The sequence below is a fragment of the Legionella tunisiensis genome, assembly GCF_000308315.1.
In the GTDB taxonomy this organism is placed as follows: Bacteria; Pseudomonadota; Gammaproteobacteria; order Legionellales; family Legionellaceae; genus Tatlockia; species Tatlockia tunisiensis.
This window is the reverse complement of record NZ_CALJ01000184.1, coordinates 1-10,162: the sequence shown is the minus strand read 5'-3', so window position 1 is coordinate 10,162 and position 10,162 is coordinate 1. Positions and strand designations below refer to the sequence as shown.

The following is a 10,162-nucleotide window of genomic DNA, read 5'->3' as shown; positions in this document are numbered from 1 at the left end:
GTTTCCGAAAGACTTAAATAAGAAAAATTTTACTGCTTATCCATGTTTCGTAATAACTTCGTATAGCATACATTATACGAAGTTGTACGATGAACAGGTCGCAATTTCAGCCAGTTTTCCACCAGTTGCAGGATTAAACGAGGGTAAGCGACTAGCACCAATCTGGCTTTGCCATCCCTGGCCACTGAAGGCACCAGGGTTAATTTCATTGATATTTAAATGTTTTAATAAATCCATGCCATTCTCCTAAGCGTAATGCTGACCAAAACGATTGGCCAATACATCATCCAGACGGAAGTTTTCCTGTAAAACTAGACCACGGTATTCATTGGCTTGTCCTAATACCAAATCCACTACTGCACAAACACCGGATGCGGTGCTAACTTGAATAGCCGACCACTCCAAACCGCGAATAGTCGCTGGATATACTTTTTTAATATAACTTTTTTCGCTTAACTCACCTTGTCTAATACCTTCCACAGTCACATAAACCATCACGATATCCTGATAAGTCTTAGGAATAGCTCGTTCTAGAATTCGTTTTAACGTATCACGATCTTCGTTCAATTTCAGATCGTTCATTAACAAACGCATTTTTTCACAATGCCCAGGATAACGCATGGTTTTGTAATTTAACGTCTGAACTTTTCCTTCATAAAGCGCAGCCAAACTACCTAAACCACCCGATGTATTGAATGCTTCGTATTCAGAGCCATCAATTTGTATAGACTCTAAGCCTTCAAGAGGTTTTAAAATAACAGGCTTCCCACCTTCAATTCCATAACAAGGATTACCATATTCATTAATAACCCCGTCAGTTGACCATGTGAGCGAATAATGTAACGCATTACTAGCACGCTGTGGTAGTGCGCCAACACGCAATTTAGCATGATGGCAATGATCAAATTCTTTCATTAAACTGTTTGCTGCGATACTAATAAAACCAGGTGCAAGTCCACATTGAGGCACAAAAGCAGTCGAAGCATTCGCCGCAATCGCTTTTACCGCTTCAGTAACAGAGGTATCTTCAGTCAGATCGAAATAATGTGATTTCGCGGCTTTCGCAGCTTTGGCAACATGAGTATTTAAAAAATAAGGAAGGCTTGAAATCACCGCAATAATATTATTTTTTTGCAAATAAGCCTGTGTAGCCTCTTGATCTTTAACATCAAGAGCAATTGTTTTGATTTCTGGCATCGCTTGCAATAAACGAGTAACATCAGTTCCAGAAAACTCCACATCAGCCAAATGAACTTGATAGTCACCACTATTGGCTAGCAAGCAGGCAATTAAACTTCCAATTTTCCCAGCGCCAGTGATCATAACGTTGTACATATTATTCCTTCTCCTTTGTAAAACGAGTCGTCATCGTACACTAAAAAATGGTTTTTGAATACACCCAACCTAAATGATTTATTTGTAAAAATCTTGACCTTTAACAATTAGTATTTTATCGTCGCTTTCATTTAAGTACGTAAAAGATATGACTCGGGCAACCTCAGTACAAAGACTGGCGTTTATTTCGACAAGAGCTATTAGTTATAGCCATCTTCTGCGTGCCTTTTTATTTGGATTATTACTTCCTTTAAGTTTTGCCCCTTTTCACCTGCCTGGCGCAGCCATTTTAAGCCTCGCCTTTTTTATGCTCAGCTGGAGAAAGAACAAAATCAACAAGCTTTTTGGGATGGTCTTTTTCTTGGCTTAGGTTATTTTGGCCTAGGGATTTCCTGGGTATTTGTCAGTATACATGAGTATGGACATCTTCATAGCGTGCTTGCTGCTCTGATTACTTTATGCTTCTTAATTTATCTTTCTTTATTTCCTGCGCTGATGGCGCTGATTTTTAAAAACTGGCTATTCCTCGTTTCACTTTCTTATCCTGTCTTTTATTCAGTGCGTTGTGGATTTTAACAGAATATCTGCGCTCAACATGCTTAAGTGGCTTCCCCTGGTTATTGTTGGGTTTTGGCCAATTTGATGCCCCTACTAAATATTTATTACCCATAATTGGTGTCTATGGGGGTTGGGTTTTTAACCTGTTTTGCGGCCACAATACTGGCTACCAGCACACAGCTTAGTGGCATACGACGTTCATTGTGTTTAATCGCGTTTGTTGGCTTACTGCTATGCCCTTCCTTGTTGAAATATAAAATTGGGCGCAAGAAAATTCTACCCCTATATCAGTAGGCGTTATCCAGGCTAATTTATCAATGCGCGACAAGTGGGATGAGAATTTATTTTGGCAATTATTGCAGCGCTACAAACAAGATACTGAAAAACTATTAGGCACTCAGTTAATTGTTATGCCGGAGTCTGCCATTCCTTTGCCACCAAGTTACATTGGTGATTTTTTGGCCGACATACATGTTAAAGCTAAACAGGCGGGAAGTGCTGTAATGCTGGGTATTCCCAAACCCACTACAATTGATGAAAATTATTATTTCAACGCTTTAATCAGTTTGGGAAATGCGAAAGGATTTTATCTAAAACAACACCTTGTACCTTTTGGTGAATATATACCTAAACCTTTCCAACAGATTAGTAACTGGCTAGCAATCCCTGATGCGAATTTAAAGCCAGGGGGTGCTAACCAAGCCCTGATTAAAATAGGACATCATGCTATGGCAACTTTAATTTGTTACGAATTAGCCTATGGTGATTTATTACGTCATCAACTTCCACAAGCTGAGTGGATTGTATCGATTAGTGACGATGGTTGGTTTGGACATTCTTTAGCTATGTATCAGCAACAACAAATGGCACAAGTACGCTCACTGCAGACAGCCCGTTATCAAATCATTGCCAATAACGACGGTCTATCCTCTGTCGTTAATACCCATGGAGAAATTACAGCGTCCCTCTCCGCCTTTAGTGCAGGCATATTAAGAACAACCTTAGTCCCGATGACTGGTATGACTCCCTGGGCGTATTTTGGTGATCTGCCAAGTCTCTTATTTGCCGTTTTTTTGGTGTTTATTTATATGATTTATCGTATTCGCCACCGCAAAGTAAATCACTAACCTATTGCTGCTAAGCACAAGAGGCGTTATCCTTACCGACCTGACTGAAATATAACTAATTAACTATGGATAACAGCTATAAACCCCAAGAAATTGAAGAACAAGCCCAGCAGTATTGGCTTAAAAAACAATCGTTTAATGTTTCCGAAGACTTAAATAAAGAAAAATTTTACTGCTTATCCATGTTTCCTTATCCCAGCGGTACCCTGCATATGGGGCATGTTCGTAACTATACTCTGGGCGATGTTATTGCGCGCTATCAGCGCGCATTAGGTAAAAATGTATTGCAACCTATTGGTTGGGATGCTTTTGGTTTACCGGCAGAAAATGCAGCAATTAAACACGGTATCCATCCTGCTGAATGGACAAAGAAGAATATAGCCTCCATGAAAGAGCAATTCCTACGCTTAGGTAATGCATATGACTGGAAGCGCGAAATTGCTACCTGCGATGCTGATTATTACCGTTGGGAACAATGGTTTTTTATCAAATTATATGAGAAAGGACTAGTTTATAAGAAAAATGCCGTAGTGAACTGGGATCCCGTAGACCAAACTGTTCTTGCTAACGAGCAAGTTGTTGATGGTCGCGGCTGGCGTTCAGGTGCCCTGGTTGAACGTCGTGAAATTTCACAATGGTTTATTAAAATCACTACTTATGCTGACGAATTACTGAACGATCTAAATACTTTGGATGAATGGCCAGCTCAAGTTAAGCAAATGCAACGAAATTGGATTGGGCGTTCTGAAGGCTGCGAAATCAGTTTCAAAGTACAAGAATTTGCTAAGCGATTAAAAGTTTATACGACGCGTCCGGATACTCTATTAGGAGTAACTTATCTGGCAGTAGCTCCTGACCATCCGCTAGCCAAAGAAGCAGCAAGTAAACATCCAGAAGTGCAAACCTTCCTCGATAGCTGTCAAGGCATTCGCATGGCTGAGGCTGATATTGCAACGATGGAAAAACGTGGGATTGATACAGGTATGACTGCCATTCATCCCATTACAGGCCTTGAAGTCCCTATTTGGGTTGCTAATTTCGTACTTATGCAATATGGTTCTGGTGCTGTGATGGCTGTACCTGCTCATGATCAGAGGGATTGGGAGTTTGCTAAAAAATATAAACTGTCAATGAAAGAAGTCATCAAACCTTTTGACGGTTCTCATGATTACAAACAATCTGCCTTTACACAGGAAGGCCAATTAATAAACTCAGGGCAATTTGATGGTTTATCTTCTATTGAAGCCCAAAAAGAGATAGCTAATTATCTTGAAACCCACGATGCGGGTAAAACAACAATTAATTATAGACTGCGCGATTGGGGAGTATCTCGTCAACGTTACTGGGGCACTCCAATTCCAATGATTTTTTGCGAGGAATGCGGTATTGTTCCTGTCCCTGAAGATGAGTTACCTGTCACTTTACCAGACAATATTCAATTCACTGGTAACGGTTCACCATTAGCTCAATGTAGCGAATTTGTTCAGACTCAATGCCCTAAATGCAGGCAAGATGCAACACGGGAAACAGATACATTTGATACGTTTGTTGAGTCCTCCTGGTATTACGCTCGTTTTGCCTGCAAGGGGCAAGACAACGCTATGCTTGATGATAGAGCAAAATATTGGACACCAGTCGATCAATACATCGGTGGTATCGAGCATGCTGTTATGCATTTACTATATGCTCGTTTTTTCCACAAATTAATGCGTGACGAAGGTTTAGTTAATTCTGATGAACCTTTTAAGGCTTTACTGACACAAGGTATGGTTCTCAAAGATGGTCATAAGATGTCTAAATCTTTAGGCAATGTCGTAGATCCTAACCACCTAATAGACACTTACGGTGCCGATACAGCACGTTTGTTTGTAATGTTTGCCGCACCACCCGAGCAATCGTTAGAGTGGTCTGATACAGCAGTTGAAGGGGCGCATCGTTTCCTGAAACGCATCTGGGCTTTCGCTTACCAGCACCAGCAGTTATTTATTGATATTAACGATGCCATTATGGGTGGTAATGGTCATGTCGATTGGCAACATGCTCAAAATCGTTTAAAAAATCTCGGTTGGTCGTACACCAGATTTTAGCCCAAGCAAACAATGATTATGAGCGTCATCAATTCAATACGGTTGTTTCTAGTTGCATGAAACTTTTTAATGAACTCTCCAGTTACGAGCTACAAAATGAAGATGATAAATACTTCCTCCATTCCGGAATGAGTATTCTTCTTCGTCTTTTAGCCCCCATTACCCCCCATATTTGCCATCATATATGGCAGCAACTCGGGTTTGAAAAAGCAATTATTGATGCTCCTTGGCCTAAGGTTGACAAAAGCGCTTTAAAAAGTGATGAGGTAGATTATGTGGTGCAGATCAATGGTAAACTAAGAGCCCAATTTACAGCCGATAATGATATTGCTGAAGATGTACTGATTGATTTGGCCAAACAGCATACAAAAGCTTTTCTGGAAGGAAAGACAATTAAAAAAGCAGTGGTTGTTACTCATCGCCAATTGATTAATTTGGTTGTCAGCTAATGCTAAAAAATGGTCTTTAAGTTGGGCGTTTTTATTCTTATTGACTGCTTGTGGCTTTCATTTGCGCGGTATGGTTGACATGCCGCCCTGGCTTAATAACGTCGCTATTGTTATCCAAAATGCCCATCGGGATTTAGGGCCCCTGCTAAAAGATCAGTTACAAGCCTATAATATTAGAGTAAGTCCAAATGTAACCCAGGCGGACTATTTATTAATAATTGAAAAAGATAGCAGCCTGCAACAAATTACTAATGTCAGCGCCAGCACCGCACCTAGGCAATATCAACTTCTTTATGATGTGCAGTTTAGCCTCGTTAGTAGGCAAGGTAACACGATTATTCCTTCCAATCATGTCATATCAACTAGACAGTTAACCGTAAATAATGACAGAATATTAGGCTCGGATTCTGAAGAAACATTGCTATACAGTGAAATGCGGCGTGATGCCGCCATGCAAATAATCAATAGGCTGAGTAGAAAATAGCTGTAAAGCACTTAGATACTCCAAACAACGAATCTAAGACATCAATATGCTCATTAAACAACAAGCATTAACGTCACATTTAGCTCAAAAATATCAGGGCTTTATTTTATCATTGGTCAGGATTGTTTCTTGCTTAACAATGCAGCTAACTCAATCAAGCAGGCATGGTACCCCCCCAATAAAGACGATTATGAAGAAAGCATTCTGCCAATTAATAACCCGACGGATTGGGAACAACTGAGTGAAGAAGCCAATAGTTACTCCTTATTTGCTCATAACGTGTTAATTGATGTGCGTTATGAAAAGAAAACACTAGATCCTGCAGGTAAAGAATTTTTAAGTAACTATATACAAAACATGAACCCTCGGTGTTTACTGCTGGTGCGTGCCCCTAATTTACCACTTAAACAGTTACAATGGCTCACACCTCATAATAATGCTCATATCGTCCAAGTTTTTCCCTTTGGAAATTCAGAAATGCTGTATTGGATTAAGCAGCGTTTACAAGAAAAAAATAACATTCGACCAGCAAATTCCCAACTTAATTCATCAATATACTCAAGGTAATATGCTTGCCTGTGACCAAGTTATTACCAAGCTTGAATTAATAACAGAGCAAGACGGTGTGCTAACCTCAGAAATGGTAAGAGAACAATTGGTTGATCAATGTGATTACCAGCTCTTTGACTTGGCGAACGCCTGTTTATCCCGCTCAGCGGATAAAGCCATTCAAATTCTTCGTCATGCCTACAATACCAAGACTGAGCCCACCTTAATTCTTTGGTTACTAACTCAAGAAATTCGCCAATTAATTCAATTAGTTGAATTAATCGGACAATCAGTTCCTTTTAATACAGCTTGTAACCAATTAAAAATATGGTCGCAACGTAGCAGGCTCTACCAAACAGCGCTAAAAAAAGCTAATTTGGATATCCTACAATCTCTACTGCAATTTTGTAAACTCACTGACGAGCGCATAAAATCAAACCAAAACAGCCAAATTTGGCACGCCCTTGAACTGATTACTCTCTCGCTTTGTTTAGGAAAGCAGGTAGGTTGTTGTGCATAATTTAATTATCTACGGCGGCACTTTTGATCCCATTCATAATGGCCATATAAAAACTGCCATTAATGTTCAAAATCATTTTAATTTCGAACGCTTTATTTTCCTACCTTGTAAAATTCCTGTATTAAAAAAGAACCTACCGCCACAGCAAAACAACGCATTGATATGTTAGAACTTGCCATACAAACTCTAAATCAAAATTTTGAAATTAATTTAAGTGAATTGAATCGCGACTCTCCTTCTTATATGGTTCATAGTTTGCAAAATTTTCGCCTTGAGCTGGGGAATGAGTTGCCCATCACCCTATTACTTGGTACTGACAGCTTTAACCAATTACCTCAGTGGTATAATTGGCAACAGTTACTAACACTCGCTAATCTACTGGTTATAAAGCGTTGTGGATCAGATAACGCGGTGATTCCCAATGAGATAAAAAATTACTTGCACAGCATGAAACCTATGATGGTAAAACATTGACGAAGACCTCTCATGGTCTTATCTATCGTTATGACGCCGGCAGCTTTAATATTTCTTCCAGGCAGATACGTAAGAAACTGAGTGAAGGGAAAGATCTAAGCACTTATTTGCCTGAAGCAGTGTTGCATTACATAAAGAAACATCAATTATATTTATGATTATCTCTAAAGGAACTCTCTATGCCTGCCAATGAAACCATTTTAAGCAAACAAGAAAAAACTGGATCCTAGAGCGGCGCGTAACAAGACTTTCAGACAATAAAGAAGTTCAAATATATCCTATGGGCGCTGAAAGATATCTGTCATCTACTTTATTCGAAAATAGTAAGGGACGATATAATATTAGAACTGATATAGAGGGAAAAAATGTTTTAGTCATCCCTGGTTATGGTAATAGTAGTTTTTTATTTGCGCAGGCTGGAGCAAAATCAATTACTGTCTACGACAAAGATCCGGTAACCATCGCCTGGATGAAGGCTTTTAAAAAATATTATCATTACAAAGAATATAATGACAAAAGTGAGCCCTATCCTTCAATTGAGGAATTATTTACAGCACTCACCTGTTGGTATCCGCCTTTAATTACCTTACCCTCTGGAAAATACAGAAATAGTTTATTTTGGGCCATTAACCCTAATCTATTACGACGTGCATATATCCACTACATGCTAAATTTAGTGCGCCGCGCTATTGAACTTAAAATTGAAGACAATTTTGAGTTAGATAAAAATATACAATTTAATGTTGGAACAATTGATAAAATTGTAAGTAAAGAAAAACCAATTTTTGATACTGCTTTTGTCCCCTACCTTTTAGGCGTTCGCAATGGAATAGAAAAAGAAGAAGAGATCGTGAGTTTTATTGAGAAATTGTTTCAATTTATACCCAAAGGCCATATTTTAGTAAACCCTTCGCGAAATACAAAAGAATTTTATATTGGCGGCAAGCGTTATTTTGTAACAATTGACTATGAAAATATTCAGGATATCCCGAAACTAAAACCATACTTTTATGAGGAAGATAGGCATTGGTTCCGCACACAGGGACTTGTAGCCTTTAGCTCACCACAGCCTTAGAAAGTTACACTACCCTAAAAATTAATAAGCTCAGGCTTCAGATAACTCAAAATCACCAGACATCTGCGTAAGACTTTCCGACGAATCTGGTGTCTCTAATCCTTTTACTCGATCTATCAAACCCGGCATTAAACCATATAACCAGTCAACGACTGGATCAAATTTGGCATATAATTTTGAATTACCAGCATACTGCGCATAGGGCAAAGAGGTCATTTTTATTACAACCATAATCAATGCAACAATAAATACCCCGCGAACAAAACCAAAGCCCATGCCTAATATACGATCTGTTCCACTTAATCCCGTGCTTTTCAAAATAAAACCAAGTAAAGCGTTTGCTATGCCGCCAGTAATTAAGGTGCCGAGTAAGATCACAATAAATGCCGTTATCTTCCTTGCTGTTTTATCTTGAATGAATTTTTGCAGCCAGGGATCGAGGTTTTGCGAGTAATTGAACGCTAACCAAATTCCTAGAACCCACACACCAATAGCAATTAACTCTTTAACAAAACCTCGAATTAAACCGGTGATAACTGATAAAGCGATAATCCCCACAATCACTAAATCTACCCAGTCCCATGGCATGACTAGCTAACTCCTGTCTCAACAATAAAACCATTGATCTGCATAACGCTGGCTAACTGTTTTTGTAAAATCCGGGCTTGCTCTTTTTTATCAGTTTGCCCTACGATTACTTTGTAAACAGTGCCTTCACGCGTACTAATTTTATTGTAAGTAGCTTTATAACCTTTGCCACGTAATTTTGATACAAGAGAATCAGCATTACGCTGTTGTGAAAAAGTTGCCAGTTGTACAGCATAACGCCCTTTTACCAACGTTTTTACTGAAGCCGGCGCCATTTTTCTATTATTCGTTGCAACCACCTTAGCCTTAGACATCGGACTATTTTTTACAACTTTTTTAGCCGCAACTTTGGTTACTGCTGGTTTAGAAACCGGAGTCGTTTTTGCTTTTGGTAAACTTGGAGCATCAATATTTGCTTTAGCTACAACAGGCATTCTAACATCAGCCATTGGGCTAAGCGGCTCCGCTTTAGCAACTTTCACTATCGTTTTTTCATCTGGCAGTGCAGGTAATTCAACATGGGCAACTTTAACGGTACCAAACATTGCTTTCTCATCGGGCATAGCAACTTTTGGTGGCAGAGGCTTAGGCGGCAACTGAACGGATACGCTAACATTTCCATCAAAACGCTGATTGGATTTTTTTACAATTGCAGGAGCAAAAATAGCCCCTATTGATAAGATAACAGCAAGGCCTATAATGCGATGTTTAACTCGTTCATCTAATACTAGTTTCATTCTATCTCCTCAGTTTTAGGGGAATATACTGCAGATAGCACATTGCCCACAGTGATAAACGAACCATAAACTACGATTAAATCATCTGCGCCTGCCTGATTGCAAGCAACCTGGTAGGCTAACAGAGGATCGCGATAACGGCGAGGTATAATACCACAATTTGTAAAGGCATTGGTTAA

Annotated in this window: 11 protein-coding genes and 5 pseudogenes; 10 read left to right on the top strand and 6 right to left on the bottom strand. The window is 39.3% G+C overall.

Annotation, left to right across the window (positions count from 1 at the left end; translation table 11 throughout):
* Positions 1-72: 72 nt before the first annotated feature.
* Together BN58_RS30895 and BN58_RS11150 are read right to left on the bottom strand one after the other, a co-directional pair.
* Positions 73-237: a hypothetical protein gene (locus tag BN58_RS30895; RefSeq protein ID WP_019216901.1), complete on the bottom strand. Its 165-nt coding sequence runs from the start codon at positions 235-237 to the stop codon at positions 73-75.
* A 9-nt stretch (positions 238-246) separates the two neighbouring features.
* Positions 247-1,335, bottom strand: coding sequence for a saccharopine dehydrogenase family protein (locus BN58_RS11150; RefSeq protein WP_026069421.1), 1,089 nt, complete (start codon positions 1,333-1,335; stop codon positions 247-249).
* 231 nt (positions 1,336-1,566) lie between these two features.
* On the opposite strand from BN58_RS11150, the gene BN58_RS34005 reads away from it, so the two are divergent.
* Together BN58_RS34005 and BN58_RS34000 are read left to right on the top strand one after the other, a co-directional pair.
* Positions 1,567-1,911, top strand: coding sequence for a hypothetical protein (locus BN58_RS34005; RefSeq protein ID WP_332247964.1), 345 nt, complete (start codon positions 1,567-1,569; stop codon positions 1,909-1,911).
* Positions 1,899-1,967: pseudogene (locus BN58_RS34000) on the top strand (hypothetical protein); the annotation flags it as partial. The gene BN58_RS34005 and the pseudogene BN58_RS34000, both read left to right, overlap by 13 nt.
* Positions 1,968-1,997: 30 nt before the next feature.
* On the opposite strand, the gene BN58_RS33995 reads toward BN58_RS34000, so the two are convergent.
* A complete protein-coding gene (locus BN58_RS33995; protein WP_232220547.1) occupies positions 1,998-2,162 on the bottom strand; it encodes a hypothetical protein in 165 nt (54 codons plus the stop codon).
* 48 nt (positions 2,163-2,210) lie between these two features.
* Between BN58_RS33995 and lnt the strand changes: the two genes are divergently transcribed.
* The 8 genes and pseudogenes from lnt to BN58_RS24445 all read left to right on the top strand — a co-directional run bounded on the left by lnt (position 2,211) and on the right by BN58_RS24445 (position 8,658).
* Positions 2,211-3,020, top strand: coding sequence for an apolipoprotein N-acyltransferase (lnt, locus tag BN58_RS33990; RefSeq protein ID WP_019216897.1), 810 nt, complete (start codon positions 2,211-2,213; stop codon positions 3,018-3,020).
* Between the two features lie 65 nt (positions 3,021-3,085).
* Positions 3,086-5,556: pseudogene (leuS, locus tag BN58_RS24460) on the top strand (leucine--tRNA ligase).
* A complete protein-coding gene (locus BN58_RS11135) occupies positions 5,546-6,040 on the top strand; it encodes an LPS-assembly lipoprotein LptE (protein ID WP_019216896.1) in 495 nt (164 codons plus the stop codon). The pseudogene leuS and the gene BN58_RS11135 overlap by 11 nt, the downstream one beginning before the upstream one ends.
* Before the next feature lie 129 nt (positions 6,041-6,169).
* Positions 6,170-6,607: a hypothetical protein gene (locus tag BN58_RS33985; RefSeq protein WP_232220545.1), complete on the top strand. Its 438-nt coding sequence runs from the start codon at positions 6,170-6,172 to the stop codon at positions 6,605-6,607.
* A complete protein-coding gene (holA, locus tag BN58_RS33980; protein WP_232220544.1) occupies positions 6,504-7,109 on the top strand; it encodes a DNA polymerase III subunit delta in 606 nt (201 codons plus the stop codon). The genes BN58_RS33985 and holA overlap by 104 nt, the downstream gene beginning before the upstream one ends.
* Positions 7,102-7,583: pseudogene (gene nadD / locus BN58_RS28495) on the top strand (nicotinate (nicotinamide) nucleotide adenylyltransferase). The gene holA and the pseudogene nadD overlap by 8 nt, the downstream one beginning before the upstream one ends.
* Complete coding sequence (locus BN58_RS30885) at positions 7,580-7,741, top strand: hypothetical protein (protein WP_156812485.1); 162 nt, start codon at positions 7,580-7,582, stop codon at positions 7,739-7,741. Before nadD ends, BN58_RS30885 begins: the two are co-directional and overlap by 4 nt.
* Positions 7,742-7,762: 21 nt before the next feature.
* A pseudogene (locus tag BN58_RS24445) lies at positions 7,763-8,658 on the top strand (ABC transporter permease).
* 30 nt (positions 8,659-8,688) lie between these two features.
* Here BN58_RS24445 and BN58_RS11115 read toward each other — a convergent pair.
* From BN58_RS11115 to BN58_RS31735, 3 genes and pseudogenes are all read right to left on the bottom strand, one after another.
* Entirely contained in the window at positions 8,689-9,246 is a 558-nt protein-coding gene (locus BN58_RS11115; protein ID WP_019216894.1) for a CvpA family protein, read from the bottom strand.
* A gap of 2 nt (positions 9,247-9,248) precedes the next feature.
* Complete coding sequence (locus tag BN58_RS11110) at positions 9,249-9,983, bottom strand: SPOR domain-containing protein (protein ID WP_019216893.1); 735 nt, start codon at positions 9,981-9,983, stop codon at positions 9,249-9,251.
* A pseudogene (locus BN58_RS31735) lies at positions 9,980-10,162 on the bottom strand (hypothetical protein); the annotation flags it as partial. The pseudogene BN58_RS31735 and the gene BN58_RS11110, both read right to left, overlap by 4 nt.